This is a genomic window from Prauserella aidingensis (assembly GCF_024171865.1).
Classification (GTDB): domain Bacteria; phylum Actinomycetota; class Actinomycetes; order Mycobacteriales; family Pseudonocardiaceae; genus Prauserella; species Prauserella aidingensis.
The window spans coordinates 66,018-83,809 of record NZ_JAMTCN010000018.1 but is presented as its reverse complement, the minus strand read 5'-3'; the positions used below and the strand labels follow the sequence as shown (position 1 = coordinate 83,809).

Below are 17,792 nucleotides of genomic sequence, written 5' to 3'. Positions count from 1 at the left end.
TCTCTTACGCTCCTGCCGCCAGCTCGGCGGCCTTGTCCGCCGCGTTGTCCATGGTGTCCACCTGCGTGACCAGCGGGTGGTTGGCGTCGTTGAGGATGCGGCGGCCTTCCTCGACGTTGTTGCCGTCCAGGCGCACGACGAGGGGCTTGGTCGCGTCGTCGCCCAGGATCTTCAGCGCCTCGACGATGCCGTTCGCGACCGCGTCACAGGCGGTGATGCCGCCGAAGACGTTGACGAACACGCTCTTGACGTCGGGGTCGCCGAGGATGACGTCCAGGCCCGCGGCCATGACCTCGGCCGAGGCGCCGCCACCGATGTCGAGGAAGTTCGCCGGCTTCACGCCGCCGTGGTTCTCGCCCGCGTAGGCGACGACGTCGAGCGTCGACATGACGAGACCGGCACCGTTACCGATGATGCCGACCTGGCCGTCGAGCTTGACGTAGTTGAGGTCCTTCGCCTTGGCCTTGGCCTCGAGCGGGTCCTCGGCCTCCTTGTCGACGAGCTCCTCGTGCGCCGGGTGCCGGAAGTCGGCGTTCCCGTCGAGGGTCACCTTGCCGTCGAGGGCGACGATCTTGTCCTGCGGGTCGCGGACCAGCGGGTTGATCTCGACCAGCGTGGCGTCCTCGGCCACGAAGGTCTCCCACAGCTTCACGACGACGTCCGCGGCCTCGTCCTTGACGGCCTCGGGGAACTTGCCCTGCGTGAGGATGTCGAGGGCCTTCGCCTTGTCGACGCCTTCGAGCGGGTCGATCGCCACTCGCGCGAGCGCGTCGGGGCGCTCGACGGCGAGCTGTTCGATCTCGACGCCGCCTTCGGCCGAGGCCATCGCGAGGAAGGTGCGGTTGGCGCGGTCGAGCAGGAACGAGAAGTAGTACTCCTCGGAGATGTCCGACGCCTCGGTCACCAACACCCGCCGCGTGATGTGACCCTTGATGTCCAGGCCGAGGATGGCCTCGGCCTTCTCCTTCGCCTCCGCGGGATTCTCGGCCAGCTTGACGCCGCCCGCCTTACCGCGGCCGCCGGTCTTCACCTGCGACTTGACGACGACCTGCCCACCGATCTTCTCGGCCGCGGCCTGTGCTTCTTCCGGGGTGCTCGCCACGGCGCCGGGCAGTACCGGCACGCCGTGGGCGGCGAAGATGTCCTTCGCCTGATATTCGTAGAGGTCCACTACTTCAGTCTCCTGACGACACACGCCACTCTGGTTTGCACGACCAACGGTTTGCGAGACGCTGGTTTTACAAACCGTGCTGCCGGACGTGAACGACCCTATCGAGCCGCCCGCGACACGCCGCGCCCACCTCTGGTGAACTCGGTCACCAAACAACCTCTGAGCTGGGGAATGTGGCACAGATCGCCTTCGGCTGAAACCATTCAGCGCGCATTTCCCGAACAGTTACCGGGCAGTAGGTCGACATTCTGCCGGAGAATCGTCACCTCAGCGGCTTTTCCGTCGCGCACCGGTCGATACGGGGCCGCCTGCAGCGGGCCGGGTCAGCGCCGCCGCCATCGCGGCCACGAGCACCACGACGACCGCCGCGAACGCGCACCAGAAACCCGCGCCCGCACTCGCCCCCGCGATCTCCCCACGGCTCAGCGGGAACGACGCGGCGTGCAACGCGAGCACGACGCCCGCACCGCACAACACCCCGACGGCGGGCGCCCGCCTGCTGCGCGCCGCCAGCACCAACCCGCCGAGCACCACCGCCGTCCCGGCGAGCAGCCCCCACGAGGGCGTGCCGAACCGCGCCCACAGTCCCGCGGCCACGTAGTCGGGTGCGGTGAACACGGGCAACCCGAACGCCACGACGGTCAGCACGCCCGCAACCACCAGAGCACCGAGGAGGAGCACGGAGCTACGCCCGCTGTCGGCCTCGGCCGCTCCGCCGTCGGCGGCATCGTCGTCGGCTTCGGCGTCGTCGGCGGCGTCGGCCGGGGCCGCGTCGTCGACGTCGTCCCGCTCCACGGCGCCCGCGACCACCGACGCACACGCCGTCACCGCCGCGACGAACATCGCGATCCACGTCCAGACGACACCGGGACCGGACGAGGCGACACCACCCGCCGAGCCGGTGGCGGTGACGGCGGTATCCAGCACCGCGGTTCCCGCGACGAGCACGCCGACCCACGCCACCGACAACACCGGACGGACGAGCACCGCCGTCCGAGGCAGGAGCATCGCCACCCCGAGCACCCCGACGACGAGACCCGCCGCCAACAGCGACCACCGTGCCGGACTCTCCGGCGCCGCGATCGACCCCTGCGTCTGGAGCTGGGGCGTCACGGCACCGATCACGGCACACCCGGCCGCGACGAGGGCGCCCACGCCCGCGGCCGCCCGCAGTCGCACACTTCCCGGCAACCGCACAGGGGTCTCGTCCTCACCGGCCGCCTCGGCCGCGGGCATCCGCACGAGCGCCGCGACGACCAACACCGCCAGCCCGGCCAGTGTCAGGACCGGGCCGACGGACAGGCCCAGCGTGTCGAGGCCGAGCGCGGCGACCACGGCGGGGACGGCAAGCCCCGCTGCGCTGGCCGCGGCACCCAGCAGGGAGCCCCGCACGAGATCCGTGTCGCCGGAGGAGACGGCGATCGCCGCCGTCACCGGCAGAGCCGCCGCCACCAGGAGGTAGCCGGCCATCGCGACGAGAGGCCCCTCGAAGGCGTTCTGCGCCAGCAGGTACACCTCGGACGAGGTGAACGGCTGCATGACCAGGCCGATCGCGGCCGCCACAGCCGCCGACACCGCGACCGCGAGACGCCGGCCCGGATCCGTCCCGTCCGCGGACCCGGCCTCACCTCCCGCACGGGCACGCAGGGCCAGCACACCCGCCACCACAGTCACGACGTGACCGGCGACGAGCAGCCACAGCCCCGGTGCCGCGGAATGGGCGTAGAGGTCGGAGGGCAGATACAACTCCGGCCGGGAAGCCCGTGACGGCTCGGCGGCGAACTGCAGGTCCAGCACGGCCCGCCCCGGGGCGAGTGCGGCCGCGCCGATCAGCACCCCGGCGGCGGCGACCGCGGCGCCCCGCACCGCGAACGCACCGGCCAGAACGAGCGGCAGCGCCGCAACGACGACCAGGACGACCGGACCGGCCGCCAGGCCACGTTCACCGCCCTCGACGACGGGCAGCAACGCACCCGCCGCCGACAACAGGAAGGCCGGCACCGCGGCGGCGAACGCCGCGGCCAGCGCCGGCGTCGCCCGGCTCACGCCGAGGTCTCGCAGCGCACCGCCGTCACGCGCTCCCGGGCTCACGGCCGCACCACCCGGCCACTCGACGTCCGTCGCCGCGACACGGGGCGTCCCGACACCTGGAGGCACCGAACGTCCGGCTGCGATTCCCGCGGGACAGCACGAGTCACCGTGTCGCCGAGGCACCGGCACTGCGGGCACCGGCACCGCTCGGGGAGGGACAGGGAGGCCGTCATCGGCGCCGACGCTAGCAACGGTGAGCGCCCGGGGCCGATCCGACCGACATCACGGAAAGGATCACCACTCCATCACACCACCGTCACACCGCCCGGAGAACCGACGTCGCGAGCACCCGCCGCACCGGTTGTCCGGACCACCGGTTGCCCGGGTGTAACCCAACTCACACGGGTAGACCAATCGCCGCCGTACCTTGCGTGATCGCGTTCGGAGAGCCCGCGACGATCACCCCCGTCCGGTCGATGGACACGTCCGGGCCTTGCCCCTTCAGGCGGCCCTTCGTTACTGTCCCGCAGTCCCCATTACGGTCAGATCACGGACACGCGTGGTGGTTCACCTCTCCCCGGAGGTCGATACCGCCACCACGGGCGATCACCCCCGAGGTCGCCCACCGGGTTCCCCCGCCCGGCGTTCGCGAGCTGACTCCCCCGAGTAACGGAAGGCCCCTGCCTTGGCTCGACACCGCTCTCATAGCGGCCAAGCCACCTCGCCTGCGCTTGACGATGCGCTGGACGGGATGGACGACGATCCGTTCGTTCGTCCGCGTGGCGCCCACCGGCTGCCCGCCCCGTCGTCGGCCCTGCGTGGTCGTGTGGTGGTCGCGGCCGTCGCCGCTGGCGCATTCGCCGCCGCCGCGGCGGGCCAGACCCTTCAGAACACCTCCTCCAACGAAGCCCAGTCCGGTTCCGTGGACACCAGCACGGATGTGACGCCGCTGGCGAATTCCCATGACGCGAGTGCGGCCATGGGAATGGGAGGCGACGCCCCGGTCGCCGCCCCGCAGCTGTTGCAGGTGCAGGACACGACCGACGAGGCCTCGGCCACGGCAGAGGCCAAGAAGCTGAACCGGAGCGCCCAGGTCACCGACGAGCGCCTCGCCGCGGAGGCGGAGGCGCGCCGACAGGCCGCGATCGAGGCCGCCCGCCCGAAGGTGGTCAAGCCGACCGAGGGTGTGTTCACCTCCGGCTTCGGCGCCCGGTGGGGAACGACCCACTACGGCATCGACATCGCCAACTCGATCGGCACCCCGATCGTCTCCGCGGTCGACGGCACGGTCATCGAAGCGGGCCCGGCCAGCGGTTTCGGCCAGTGGGTCAAGGTCCAGCGCGACGACGGCACCGTCACCGTCTACGGCCACATCTCCAGCTACTCGGTCTACGAGGGCCAGCGAGTCAAGGCCGGCGACCAGATCGCGTTGATGGGCAACGAGGGCCAGTCGACCGGTCCGCACCTGCACTTCGAGGTCTGGACATCCGACGAGGGCGAGAAGCTCGACCCGCTGCCCTGGCTCGCCGAGCACGGCATCAACCTCGGCTGACCGCCACCCCTCACATCCGGCCGTTTCCCCGCGCTCCGCACCACCGAGGCGGACGGGTGACCCGGACCGGACCGGACGTCCCACCGACCTCGAACGACCCCTCGGCGGTTTCGGCGAGCCCGTCCGGTCAGGCTGCCGTGCGCCACTCGGCCGGCGATTCGTTCGGCAGGCTGCGCAGGAAGTAGCCGACGGCGACCTGCCAGACGGTGCACAGCCTGCGCTCACGCTGGGTTCCGCACACCGTGCACCCGCTGTCAGCGGTGCGCTCGTGCAAGCGCAGGAGGAGTCGCCACGCGGCGACCACCCGCTCGACCTCCGGAACCCTCCTGCCACATCGCGCCGAAACCTGTGCAGACAGCCCGCCCAGAACCTCCAGAACACCCGCGCGGACCGCCAGGAACCACCGCTCGGGCCCGTCCCGCCTCGACCTCGCCCGGCGGCGGTTCCGGTCCCCCGCCCGGCCACGGCCGTCGCACAGTCGACGCCACGCGGACCCGCCGCGCTCGTCCACACGCGCACGCGGCCGAACTCGCCTCGGCGACGCCGTACGACCACGTGCCGTCTCACCGCTGTTCGCGCGATCCACACCTGTCATCCCCCTCGCTCGACACCCTGTGCACGGCTCGACCACATCGTCGAGCCACACGGTCTACGAACTCGTGTTCGATGTCGAGATTATCGCGAGGGCCTGACAGAATCCGGAACCTCGAGCCATCATCACCCGAACAGACGATCGAATCGTGACGTCAGGGGCGTTCGGCAAGGGCACCGATCGACCGGGCCTGCCCAGTACCCGCCGGAGGACGGGAACCTCGGCTCGGGGACTACAGCTTCACCATCGGCACGCTGCCGATCAGCATCAGCCGCACCGTGCCGGCCGTTCCGAAGTCGATCGTGGCCGTCGCACGTGGACCGGTGCCGTCGGTCGACACGACCGTGCCGAGTCCGTACTTGTCGTGATTCACGCGGTCACCGGCGTCGAGTTTGAGGGCGACCGTGTCCTTCCAGTCGTTCCTCGTGCCCGTGAATCCGGTCGTCCGCATACCGCCGGAGGCGAGTCGGGACTGCGCCGAGTCCGCACCGGTTCCCGGTCGCCCGCCCCAGGTCGTGGCGGCCCGCGGCGAACCGCCGCCGCCTCCCGAGGACGGCGCCTCGCGCCGCCAGTCGATCAACTCGGCGGGAATCTCGTCGAGGAACCGCGACGCGGGGTTGGCCGCGGGTTGCCCCCACTGCGTCCGGACCAGTGCTCGTGAGACGTACAGCCGCTCGCGCGCCCGCGTGATCGCGACGTACGCGAGCCTGCGCTCCTCTGCCAGCTCCTTCGGCTCGCCGAGCGCGCGCAGGTGCGGGAAGACACCGTCCTCCCAGCCGGTACCGAACACGACCGGGTATTCGAGGCCCTTCGCGGTGTGCACGGTCATCAGCGTGACCACACCCGCGTCGTCGGCCTCCTCCTCGGCGTCACCGCCGTCCGACTCGGGGATCGAATCCGCGTCGGCCACCAGCGACACCCGTTCGAGGAACGCGGGCAGCGAGCCCGGCTCGGGAACACCGGCGTCCGGTTCGTCGTCGGCGTCCGACTCCGGAGCGAGCGCGGCCGCTTCGGCGGCCGACTCGGTGAACTCACGCGCGACCGTGACGAGCTCGTCGAGGTTCTCCAGTCTCGAGGCGTCCTGCGGATCGTCGGAGGAGTCCAGTTCGGCGCGGTATCCCGTGCGGTCGAGCACCGCCTCGAGGACGTCGGCGACCTCGACACCGGAATCGACCAGCTCGTACAGGCCGTCCAGCAGCTCCACGAACGCCGTGATCGCCTTCCGCGAACGCGGGTTGAGCATCGGCACCTTGTCGGCGACCGCGTCGCGCAGCGCCGAGACGAACGAGATCCGCTCCCGTTCGGCGTGCGTGGCCACACACGCCTCGGCCCGGTCGCCGATGCCGCGCTTGGGCACGTTCAGGATGCGCCGCAGGCTGACGGTGTCGTCCGGGTTCGCCAGCACCCGCAGGTAGGCCAGCGCGTCGCGGACCTCCTTGCGTTCGTAGAACCGGACCCCGCCGACCACGCGGTACGGCAGGCCCAGGCGGATGAAGATCTCCTCGAACACCCGGGACTGGTTGTTGGTGCGGTAGAACACCGCGACGTCGGAGTACTTCGCGACGCCCCGGTCGACCAGGTCGTCGATCTCGCCCGCGACGAACGCCGCCTCGTCGTGCTCGTTGTCCGCGACGTAGCCGACGACCTTCTCACCGTCGCCCTCCGACGTCCACAGGCGCTTGTCCCTGCGGTTCGGGTTGCGTGAGATGACGGAGTTGGCCGCCGACAGGATCGTCTGCGTCGACCGGTAGTTCTGTTCGAGCAGGATCGTGCGGGCGTTCGGGAAGTCCCGTTCGAACTCCTCGATGTTGCGGATCGTCGCGCCACGGAAGGCGTAGATCGACTGGTCGGCGTCACCGACGACGCACAGTTCCGCGGGCTCGACACCGGACTCGGTCGGCTCGGTGCCGACGAGCTCGCGCACCAACGTGTACTGCGCGTGGTTGGTGTCCTGGTACTCGTCGACCAGCACGTGCCGGAACCGGCGGCGGTAGTACTCGGCGACGTCGGGGAACACCTGGAAGAGCTCGACCGTGCGCATGATCAGGTCGTCGAAGTCCATCGCGTTGGCCTGCGAGAGCCTGCGCTGGTACTCGACGTAGACCTCGGCGGCCCTGCGCTCGAAGTCGTTGGTCGCGTGCGACCCCGCGGACTCGGAGTCGATCAACTCGTTCTTCAGGTTCGAGATGTGGGAGGCCAGCGCGCGCGGCTGGTACCGCTTCGAATCCAGGTCCAGGTCACGGGCCACGAGGGTGAGCAGCCTGCGCGCGTCGTCGGCGTCGTAGATGGAGAAGTTCGACGACATCTCGAGGGTCTTCGCCTCGCGCCGCAGTACCCGCACGCACATCGAGTGGAACGTCGACACCCACATCGCGCCGGACCTGCGGCCCACCAGCTCGCTCACGCGCTCCCGCATCTCGGCGGCCGCCTTGTTGGTGAACGTGATCGCCATGATCTGACCGGGGTGCGCCCCGCGCGCGGCCAGCAGATACGCGATGCGGCGGGTGAGCACCCTGGTCTTGCCCGAGCCGGCGCCCGCGACGACGAGCATCGGGGCTCCGGCGTGCTCGACGGCGGCACGCTGGGCCGGGTTGAGGTCATCCAGCAGATCGGCGTGCTTGCCCTGGTCCGGGGGGAGATCGAAGAGGGTGCTCATTGTGACTTCACGCTACCTCGCGCCCCTGACACGGCCGGAATGTGCCATACTCGCGCCGTGGTCGACGCGACGTGCCGATTTTTCTACGGGATCCGGACTCCGGCTCCCGTGATCGCGTGCTGACCCAGCCATCACCTCAAGCCCCGGAGTCCTCGGACCCGGGGCTTTCGTCGGCTCGGGGTCCGGTTCGCCGGCCACGCCGACACGACCGGAGGGTCACATGAACGCCCAGACTCACGACGATTCCCAGGCCGCCGACGTCCGCTCGGCCGAGGCCCCGGCCGACGAGCAGCCGGAAGCCGCCGAGACGACGATCGACGACCTGCGCCAGGAGATCGACTGGCTCGACGCCGAGATCCTGCGCCTGATCAAGCGTCGCGCCGAGGTGTCCAGGACGATCGGCGCCGCGCGGATGGCCGCGGGCGGTCCGCGGATCGTCTACAACCGTGAGATGGACGTGCTCGCCCGGTACCGCGAACTCGGCCCCGAGGGCAGGCAACTCGCGCTCGCGCTGCTGAACCTCGGCCGCGGGCGCCTCGGGCACTGACGCGCCACCCCGGCACCTCGGGCCCCGCGCCTCGAACACCAGCGCCTCGAACACCGGCCGCCGGGGCGGGGTACCCGCGACACCGGCCTACCCGGAGTAGCGGGCACCGCTTCCGCCCACCGGCATGTCACCGCATTCGGGCACACTGGACACATGGAAACGATCATCCACCTGATCGCGCTCGTCGCCGCCCTCGCGAGCGTCGTCGTCGCCCTCGGCCACACCGGATACCTCGCGCTGCTCAACAGTGCGGCCGCGAAGCGGGCGGGCGGCGGACCGGTCGCCGACTACGTGCGCAGCCGCTGGCCCGTCGCCGGCGGCACCACGGGTGCGTCGCTGCTGGCGCTCCTGCTGACGGCGGGCCCGACGTTCCTCGACGTCGTGGCGATCCTGCTCGCGGCGGGCAGTGGAGCCGTGGCGACGAAGGCGTTGCAGTCCACCCGGACGAAGTACCGTTCCGGCAACTGACGCAGGCGCTCACGCAACGAAACCAGGGTGCGCCCGGTGGAGTGATATCCGTGCACTAACGGTCTCAAGCGCAGCCAGCAGCGCCGAAAGCTCCTACCCTTGTCCGAGTGAGGGTTTCGAGGGGCACTCTGCGCGCTGCAACATGCAACGCACGTGCATACGGCCGTGCAGCTGCGCGTGCTGCGCACCGTGCCGTCCCGGACACCCACGCTCCCCGCACCACCGCCTGCCGCACCGTCCTCACCACGGCGGCCCGCGCCGACCTGCTGCACGCGGCGGGCCTGCCTGCTGCTCCGTTCGGACGAAACCGGGCATCCCCGACGTCAGAAGGCGCACGAGGAGGGGTCCGCACCACATGACCTCCGGCTCGCGCGACGCATTCGACTTCTTCGACCCGGCCCGGACCGCCGGCGGCAGGCCCGCCGCGAACCGCCCGTCCCGACAGAGGCAGGCCCGGGACGACCGCCGTTCCCGAGGTCGGCACGCCCTCGACGACAGGGCCGTCCACGACGACAGGGCACCTCACGACGACAGGGCGCACCACGGCCCGACCCGCGACGACAGGGTGACCCGGGAAGCCGTCCGGGAAGCCACCCGGGAAACCGGAGCCTCCGGGGCGGTGTCGGGCACCCTTCCGTCGGTCCCGAGCCAGGCTCCGCCACCCGCACAGTCCCCGCCACCCGCACAGTCCCCGCCGCCCGCACAGGCCCCGGCATCCGCCCAGTCCCCGGCATCCACCCAGAGCCAGCCACCCGCCAGGACTCCGCCGTCCGCAGGAGCCCCGTCCTCCGCAGGCACCCCGCCGTCCGCAGGCGCCCCGTCCCCGGGCGAGACGACCGCACCCGTCCCGTCACAGGCGGACGTGCCGCCACAGGCCGGACCGCCGCGGGAGAGGCCGCGGGGACAACAGCGTCCCGTCCGCAGGCAGCGCGTCGCACTGTCGGACACCGCGGAACCGGCCACCGCTGACACGGCACAACACCGTCACGCGGCTCCCGCCGCTGCGCCGACCGCCGAGACCGACGCGACCGACGCGACCGGCGGGGACGACGCCGACGACGTGAGCATCCGTCCCGTCGACGGGCTCGGCACGTTCGACCTCGGATCGGTGCCCGCGTCGGTGACCCCGCCGTCGACGTGGCGCAGGGCGGCGTGGTTCGCGAGCCTGTCGTCGGGCGCGGTCGTCGTGGCGATGCTGGTGGCGGGCACGCTGCTGGTCGGACCCGACGAGCGGTCCGCGGCGGTCGACGGCTGGCCCGACCGCAACGGCGCCGTCGCACCGCTGTTGCCCGAGGAACGCCACGACCGTGGTGGGCAGCAACCGGTTCCCCCCACGTCGTCGACGACGGCGACGAGCTCGAGTTCGTCGACGTCGAGAACCTCCGAGAACCCGTCCGAGACGCCGCGCGGGACCGCCGCTCCGGACCCGGTGCGCGACGGTTCCCCCGGAAGGCCCGCACAGCCCGGCGGTTCCGGCCCGTCCGCGACCTCCGGACCCGGCAGCAGCGCACCGTCGGACTCCGCGCCGCCGTCGACGTCGCTGTCGAAGCCCCCACCGACGCCCGCGTCGACGTCGACGGCGCAGCAGCTGTACTTCCGCAGGACGCACGACACGGAGGCGATGGCGCAGCGCTCGCAAGCGTTCTTCGACCGCGTGACCGAGGACCCGCAGGCTGCGCACGAGCTGACCAGCGGTGAGTTGCGCAAGCAGGGCCCCGACGGCCTCGCGCGCAGGTACGCCGACATCGCCTACTTCGAGGTCGAACACGTCGCGATCGATCAGTACGAGGGCGTCACGGACAACACCGTCCGAGTGACGTACGAGGACGGCACCACGGTCGAACAGACCCGTCGACTCACGTTCGACGACAACGAGAAGATTTCCTCCGACGGCGCATGACCGCAGGAAATTCCCAGGTCAGTACCCCATTTTCTGCACGTTCCCTCGCACATTCCCTTGCACGTGCATGCGTTGAGCGGTGGCAAATTGCTCTAACCGGGTGATCGCGATGACCGCTCGTCGTACGTCCGCAACCCTCTACCGACACACCCTGGTGATCGACGACGACAGCCGGTTACCTGGTCCACAGGGGTCCGCAGGACAGGAACCACGAGACGGAGCAGACAGGGCCGAACAGTGGACGAGCGCCGGCACGCCAGTGAGGACTGCGTCGCAGTCGAGGACGTCATCGACAGGGAGATCCTGGACGACGACTTCGTCGACGACGCCTACCTGCGCGAGGCCCTCGCCGAACCCGGCCGGTACCTGCCCCCTCCCAGCGTGCAGGCCGACCGTGAACCCGAACAGGCGACAGCGGATCCCGAACCGGAGCATCCCGTCGCACGCCGCGCGAAGTTGATCGCGCTCGTCGTGGCCACACTCATGGTCATCGCGTCGATCGTCGCCGCCGCGGTCGTCACCGGCGGGCACGACAGCGCCGCGGGCGACCCCACGACGAGCGCCGTATCGCTACCCGGAGCAGCGACGACGGAACCGGTATCATTCGTCTCGGTGACACAACCTTTCTGACCGCCGCGCGTCTTCCTGTGCGGAGCGACCTACCGTGCGCGCCAGTGCCGCCTTCGTGTGCACAGCGTGAGCGGCCTAACCTGTGCTGAGTGGTCGATGCAGCGAACGGCTGCGTTCCCGGCCACACCCAGCCAGCTCGGTCGGATCGGTGTGCCTACGCTCCACCACCGGAGACACCAGCCCCCGAAGGAGGTCGCGTGAGCGACGAAGGTCGCCTGATCGCGGGCCGCTACCGTGTCTTGAGCCGGATCGGTTCCGGCGCCATGGGCGCCGTGTGGATGGCGCAGGACGAACTGCTGCACCGCACGGTGGCCATCAAACAGCTCCTGCTCCAGTCCGGACTCGACGAGCACGAGATCGACGACGCGCGCGCCCGCACGATGCGCGAGGCACGGATCGCCGCGCGCCTCCACCACCCGAACGCCATCAGCGTGTTCGACGTCGTCACCGACGACAGCGGCCAGCCGTGCCTGGTCATGGAGTACCTCGAGTCGACGAGCCTCGCCCAGGAACTCCAGGGCGGCCGGACGCTCTCCCCGATCGACGTCGCACAGATCGGTACCCAGGTCTCCGCGGCACTGAAGGCGGCGCACGCGGTCGGCATCGTCCACCGCGACATCAAGCCGGGCAACATCCTGCTCGCACCGAACGGCATGGTGAAGCTGACCGACTTCGGCATCTCCCGCGCGAAGGACGACGTCACGGTCACCAAGACGGGCATGATCGCGGGCACCCCCGCGTACCTGGCGCCCGAGGTGGCCATCGGCGGCGACCCGGGCCCCGAGTCGGACGTCTTCTCGCTCGGGTCGACCCTGTACGCGGCGACCGAGGGGCAGCCGCCGTTCGGCCTGTCCGAGAACACGCTCAGCCTGCTGCACGCCGTCGCCGCGGGGCAGATCAACCCGCCACGCCAGTCGGGGCCGCTGACCAGCGTGCTCGCCGTCATGCTGCATCCGGAGACGCAGCACCGGCCCACCGCCGAGGAGTGCGAGGAACTGCTCGACGCCGTCGCCCGGGGTGAGACCCCGCTCGGCGGACCCGCCGACGGGGCGGGCGCGGACGACCGGACGTCGATGCTCGGCGCGGCGGGTGCCGCCGCGGCCGGTGGCGCGGCAGGCGCGGCACTGGGTGCCGGTGCCGCGGGCGCCGCCGAGGAACCGCCCCCGGGGCACTCCGGCACGCTCGGCTCCGACGCAGGCGACTACTACGGCGACGGCTACGACGCCTACGACGACTACGCCGCGGCGGGCGGTCACGCCGACCACGGGTATCCCGACCGCGACTACGACGACCCGGCCTACGCCGCCACCGCCTACAGCGACTACGACTACGGCGACTACGACCAGGACGACCGCACGCGGGTCGCGGGCGCAACGGGCGCGGGGTACGGCGCCTACCCGGACGACCCGTACGACGACGATCCCTACGACCGCGACGGCACGCGGGTGGCGGCCGCCGCGGGTGGCGGCGGCGCAGCGGGCGAGGACGACGAGAAGCCCAAGTGGAAGGTGCCCGCCCTGGTCGGCGGGCTCGTCGTGATCGGCCTGGCCGCGTTCGCGGTGTGGCTGTTCAGCGGCCCGAGTGGCGGCCAGGACCCGGAGCCCGCAGGCAACCCGGCTCCGGCCACCACGTCGACGTCGCAGCCCACGAGCTCCTCCGAACCGACGACGAGCGCGCCGGAACCGACGACCGAGGAACCGACGTACGTCGAGCCCGAGCCAACCTACGTCGAACCGGAACCGACGTACGAGGAGCCGACGTCGACCTACGTCGAGCCCGAGCCGACGAGCGAGGCGTCACCGGAACCGCCGCCGTCAACGGAGGAACCGTCGCCGGAACCGTCCAGTCCGGCACCGACCGGCACGACCGGCAGCGGTACCGGAAGCCCGGTCACCCCAGGCCCCTGACCAGTCCGGGGCGCTGTGTGAACTACGCGGAAGGCACCGTCGTCGGCAAGCGGTACCGGCTCGACCAGCCGATCGGACGCGGTCGGGCCGGCATCGTGTGGCTGGCGTTCGACACGATGCTGCACCGGACGGTGGCGGCGAAGCGGCTGTACGTCGACCCGACGCTGACCGGCGAGGCGGCCGAACACGCCCGCCGGACGGCCCTGCTGGAGGCCCGGCAGGCGACGCGGGTCGTGCACGCCGGGGCGGTCGCCGTGTACGACGCCGTGCAGTACGGCGACGACGTGTGGGCGGTCATGGAGTACGTGCCGTGCCGCAACATGGCCGACTTCCTCGCCGAGCACGGGGAGCTGAGCCCGCAGCAGGCGGCGTACCTGGGCCACCGGCTGGGGGCGGCGCTGGCGACGGCCCACGCGATCGGCGTAACGCACGGCGCCGTCGAACCCGGCAACGTGCTGCTGTGCGACGACGGCGGCGTCAAACTGACCGACGTCGGCCTGTCGCAGCCGCCCGCCGACCCGGCGTATCGCGCTCCCGAACTCGCCCGCGGTGTCGAACCGTCGCCCGCGTCGGACGGGTTCTCACTCGGCGCGATGCTGTTCGCGGCGGTGGAGGGTGTGCCGCCGTTCGGTGAGGACGGCACGGGGACGCCGGTCGTGCCGCGTCGCTGCGGTGCGCTGACCGGGGCGCTGTTGAAACTGTTGCGCGACGATCCCGACCTGCGGCCCACGATGCAGGACACCGTGCAGTCGCTGCGCGCGATCACGAAGGGCCGAGAACAGGGGCTCGTGCCGCCGACGGCGCCCGCGCTGCCGACCGTGGTACTGCCCCAGGTGGTCACCGTTCCCCCGCCGCCGCCACCACCGGCCGCGCCCGCGCCCGCGGGTTCGATGCGCACGTGGCTGCTCGCGGGCGGTGCCGCCGTACTCGTGGTGATCGTCGTCGTCCTGCTGCTCGTCCTCTGACGCGTTCGACGGACGATCCGGCGGGTCTGCTCAGTCCCAGTCCGTGAGTTCGGCGTCGTACGGGGACGTGCGCGGTGGCGGTTCCTCGCCTGCTTCGGTGAACCGTTGCAGCGCCTCGACCAGACCTTCCCGGTGCTCGGCGGGGATGCGCTGCACGATGGCCGCGATCTCGCGCCTCCGGTAGGCGGTCACGCGGTCGACGAGGTCCCGGCCCGCGGCCGTGAGCCCGACGGTGATCTCGCGCCGCGAGGTGGGGTTGCTGTTGCGTTCCACCCATCCGGCCGTGACGAGCCGGTCGACGGTGCGCGTCGCCGTCGACGGGTTGACGCCGAGCAGCCCGGCGAGCGCGACCAGTTTCAGCGGCCCGCGCGAGCCGAGCGCGACGAGCAGCCGGAACTGCGGCAGCGTGATCGCGCCCGCGACGGAGGCCACCGACTCCGCGGAGACCCCGACGAGCAGCCGGGATGCGGTCAGTACGGCTTCGGTGATCGCGTCGACCTCGTCGCCGTAGGGCTGGGCGGGCTCACTCATATAGCCATTCTCACATTGACGTGCACAGGGCAAGCTTTGCACAATGCAAACGATGGTGGGTGGTGTCGAGACACGGGGACGGAGCATCCCGGTTGCGGCACGCGGCTCGCTGACCGGCTGGATACGGGACCGCACCGCGGGCCTGATGGTGCTGGCGCTCGTGATCGGGCTCGGCGCGGGCCTGGGAGCGGTCGCGTTCCGATGGCTGATCACGACGGCGACCCGGGTGCTGTCCGGGCACGAGGACTACGCGGCCGCCCCCGGTGCGGCACACCCGTGGTTGCCGGGTTGGGGTTCGTGGTTCCTGCTGGTGGCGCCGGTCGTGGCCGGGCTGGTCTACGGGCCGCTGGTGTACCGGTTCGCCCGCGAGGCGCGCGGGCACGGCGTGCCGGAGGTGATGTACGCGGTCGCCGAACGCGGTGGCCGGATCACACCCCAGGTCAGCCTCGTCAAGACGGTGGCGTCGGCGCTCTGCATCGGAGGTGGCGGCTCGGTCGGCAGGGAAGGACCGATCGTGCAGATCGGCGCCGCCCTCGGGTCCACCCTCGGCCGGATCACCAGGCTCCCCGAACGCCGGCTGCGGGTCCTCGTGGCGTGCGGCGCCGCGGGCGGAATCGCGGCCACGTTCAACGCTCCGCTCGCCGGGCCGTTCTTCGCCATGGAACTGATCCTGCAGAGCTTCACGATCGAGTCGTTCGGCGCCGTCGTGCTGGCCAGCGTCGCGGCGAGCGTGACGGGCCGGGCGATCATGGGCGACGAGGCGTTCCTGTCGCTGCCGGTGTTCCACGTGCGCAACCCGGTCGAGTTCGTGTTCTTCGCGATGCTCGGACTGCTCGTCGGGGCCGTGGGCGTCCTGTTCGTCAGGGTCCTCTACCGCATCGAAGACGTCTGCGACCGCCTCTGGCGCGGCCCCGAGTGGCTGCGCCCGGCCGCCGGAGGACTGGTGCTGGGCGGCCTGCTGATGCTGCTGCCGCAGCTGTACGGCGTGGGATATCCGGTGCTCGGCAACGCCATCGACGGCGGCTACGCGGTCGGATTCCTGCTGCTGTTGCTCGTGGGCAAGATGGTGGCCACGAGCGTGACGATCGGTATCGGCGGCTCCGGCGGGGTGTTCGCCCCGTCGCTGTTCATCGGCGCGATGGGCGGAACGGCGTTCGGGCTGCTGGTGCACGCGCTCCTGCCCCACATGACGGCGTCACCCGGGGTCTACGGGCTGATCGGGATGGGTGCGGCGTTCGCGGGCGCGGCACGGGCCCCGATCACCGGCGTGATCACGCTGTTCGAGATCACCGGCGAGTACTCGATCATCCTGCCGATGATGCTGGCCGTGGTCGTGGCGACCCTGACCAGCCGCGTGCTCAGCCGCGACACGATCTACACCGCGAAGCTGCGGCGCCGGGGCATCGACCTCGACGCGCGACACCGGCGGGGCACACTCCCCGACCGCACGGTCGGCTCCGTCATGGAACAAATGCCCGGCAGCCTGCCCGCCACCACGTCACTGCGGGAGGCGAGCGAGCAGCTGGCGCGCTCGGGCCGCGGGATCCTCCCTGTCGTCGACGACACGGGGACCTACCTCGGCTGCGTGACGGCCAAGGCCGTGGCCGAGGTGCTCGGCGACCCCGATGCGGCCGACACCGTGGCCGGCCTGGCGGAGGTCCCGGCGGCCGTCACCACCACGACCAGCCTCGTCGACGCGCTGGACCCGCTGGTCGACGCCGAAGGCACCGGCCTGCCGGTCGTCGACGAGAGCGGGCGGGAGCTCGTCGGCTGGCTCACCCACCAGACCCTGCTGCACACGATGCGCGACCCCGCGGCCCGCTGACGCCTGCGGTCATCCCGTCGGCGTCCGTGCGGGTTCGCCCACCGGTTCGGGCCTGCGGAGGGCCGCGCGAATGTGGGGAACGATCGAGAAGCCCGCCCCGGTCAGGCACAGCGCACCGCCGAGGATCGCCAGCAACGGCGGCACCTCCGCGAGCGCGATCCACGACAGCAGCACCACGAGCGCGGGCACGACCAGGGACGACGAGCTGAGCACTCCCGCGGGAACGTGCTTGAGCGCGTAGCCCCAGAAGTTGAACGCCAGCGCGGTCGGGAACAGGCCCAGATACACCACCGCCAGCACCGAGGCCGGGGACGCGGCCGAGAGGTCGTCGGCGAGCTCACCGGAGAACGGCGTGCACGCCACCATCGCGCCTGCGATGCCGACGAGCGTGACGGCGTACGAGTCGCCGCCGGTGAGCCGCCACTTCTGCAGCAGCACGCTCCCGGCGTACAACAGCGCGGCGATCAGTGACAGCACCACGCCGGCGGCCGTCAACGTGCCGGTCGTGGTGGCGAGCGTGATCACGACGATGCCCGCCATCGACACGCCGATGCCGACGAACAGCCGCGCGGGCAGACCTTCACCCAGCAGGACGCCCGAGGCGAGCGCCACCAGCAGCGGCGCGAGGTTGACGAGCATGGCCGCGGTACCCGCGTCGATGTGCTGTTCGGCGAGGTTCAGCACGACCGTGTACACGCCGAACCAGGACACGCCCCACAACAGGATCCAGCCCCACGCGGCGGGCGTGCCGGGCCAGCGCGGCCGGTACAGCAGCGCACCGAGCCCCAGCGCCGCGGACGCCACGATCAGGCGCAGCAAGGCCATCGCACCGGCCGAGAAATGCACGCCGACGCCCCGGATGACCACGAACGACGACGCCCACAACACCATGACCGCCAGCGCGGCGACCCACGGCAACACGGCGGATTTCCGGGACTCGACCTGCATACGTCAAGCTTCGCCCACCACAACTAATGAGGACAAGCGAACAGTTCTGAACCCTGCTTAAGCCCCTCT

Annotated in this window: 14 protein-coding genes; 8 read left to right on the top strand and 6 right to left on the bottom strand. The window is 71.2% G+C overall.

The genetic code is table 11. From position 1 onward, the window contains the following. Window positions 1-4: 4 nt before the first annotated feature. Window positions 5-1,171, bottom strand: coding sequence for an ADP-forming succinate--CoA ligase subunit beta (gene sucC, locus LY13_RS17730; protein ID WP_253829626.1), 1,167 nt, complete (start codon window positions 1,169-1,171; stop codon window positions 5-7). A 267-nt stretch (window positions 1,172-1,438) separates the two neighbouring features. Further along, the gene (locus LY13_RS17725) at window positions 1,439-3,262 is read right to left on the bottom strand and encodes a hypothetical protein (protein WP_253829625.1); all 1,824 of its coding nucleotides are present in this window, start codon (window positions 3,260-3,262) and stop codon (window positions 1,439-1,441) included. 769 nt (window positions 3,263-4,031) lie between these two features. On the opposite strand from LY13_RS17725, the gene LY13_RS17720 reads away from it, so the two are divergent. Further along, window positions 4,032-4,754, top strand: a complete 723-nt coding sequence (locus LY13_RS17720) for a M23 family metallopeptidase (protein ID WP_253829680.1) — start codon at window positions 4,032-4,034, stop codon at window positions 4,752-4,754. Between the two features lie 127 nt (window positions 4,755-4,881). On the opposite strand, the gene LY13_RS17715 is transcribed toward LY13_RS17720, so the two are convergent. Beyond that, entirely contained in the window at window positions 4,882-5,058 is a 177-nt protein-coding gene (locus tag LY13_RS17715) for a hypothetical protein (RefSeq protein ID WP_253829623.1), read from the bottom strand. Between the two features lie 520 nt (window positions 5,059-5,578). After that, window positions 5,579-8,002, bottom strand: coding sequence for a DNA helicase PcrA (gene pcrA / locus LY13_RS17710; RefSeq protein ID WP_253829621.1), 2,424 nt, complete (start codon window positions 8,000-8,002; stop codon window positions 5,579-5,581). A gap of 220 nt (window positions 8,003-8,222) precedes the next feature. Here pcrA and LY13_RS17705 point away from each other — a divergent pair, with 220 nt between their 5' ends. The 6 genes from LY13_RS17705 to LY13_RS17680 all read left to right on the top strand — a co-directional run bounded on the left by LY13_RS17705 (window position 8,223) and on the right by LY13_RS17680 (window position 14,419). Further along, complete coding sequence (locus LY13_RS17705) at window positions 8,223-8,549, top strand: chorismate mutase (protein WP_253829619.1); 327 nt, start codon at window positions 8,223-8,225, stop codon at window positions 8,547-8,549. A gap of 153 nt (window positions 8,550-8,702) precedes the next feature. Next, complete coding sequence (locus LY13_RS17700) at window positions 8,703-9,017, top strand: hypothetical protein (protein WP_253829617.1); 315 nt, start codon at window positions 8,703-8,705, stop codon at window positions 9,015-9,017. An 862-nt stretch (window positions 9,018-9,879) separates the two neighbouring features. Continuing rightward, window positions 9,880-10,917, top strand: coding sequence for a hypothetical protein (locus LY13_RS17695; protein WP_253829615.1), 1,038 nt, complete (start codon window positions 9,880-9,882; stop codon window positions 10,915-10,917). Window positions 10,918-11,154: 237 nt separating this feature from the next. Beyond that, window positions 11,155-11,547 (top strand): hypothetical protein, encoded by a 393-nt coding sequence (locus LY13_RS17690; RefSeq protein ID WP_253829613.1) that lies wholly within the window; start codon window positions 11,155-11,157, stop codon window positions 11,545-11,547. Between the two features lie 197 nt (window positions 11,548-11,744). Next, window positions 11,745-13,454, top strand: a complete 1,710-nt coding sequence (locus LY13_RS17685) for a serine/threonine-protein kinase (RefSeq protein WP_253829612.1) — start codon at window positions 11,745-11,747, stop codon at window positions 13,452-13,454. Window positions 13,455-13,471: 17 nt separating this feature from the next. After that, window positions 13,472-14,419 (top strand): serine/threonine-protein kinase, encoded by a 948-nt coding sequence (locus LY13_RS17680; protein WP_253829611.1) that lies wholly within the window; start codon window positions 13,472-13,474, stop codon window positions 14,417-14,419. A gap of 30 nt (window positions 14,420-14,449) precedes the next feature. Here LY13_RS17680 and LY13_RS17675 read toward each other — a convergent pair whose 3' ends face one another. Continuing rightward, window positions 14,450-14,950 (bottom strand): MarR family winged helix-turn-helix transcriptional regulator, encoded by a 501-nt coding sequence (locus LY13_RS17675; protein ID WP_253829610.1) that lies wholly within the window; start codon window positions 14,948-14,950, stop codon window positions 14,450-14,452. Window positions 14,951-15,002: 52 nt separating this feature from the next. Between LY13_RS17675 and LY13_RS17670 the strand changes: the two genes are divergently transcribed. Further along, on the top strand, window positions 15,003-16,775 hold the full coding sequence (locus LY13_RS17670) for a chloride channel protein (protein ID WP_308216362.1): 1,773 nt from the start codon (window positions 15,003-15,005) through the stop codon (window positions 16,773-16,775). 9 nt (window positions 16,776-16,784) lie between these two features. Here the strand turns inward: LY13_RS17670 and LY13_RS17665 are convergent, their stop codons facing one another. Beyond that, window positions 16,785-17,723 (bottom strand): DMT family transporter, encoded by a 939-nt coding sequence (locus LY13_RS17665; protein ID WP_253829608.1) that lies wholly within the window; start codon window positions 17,721-17,723, stop codon window positions 16,785-16,787. Window positions 17,724-17,792: the final 69 nt, after the last annotated feature.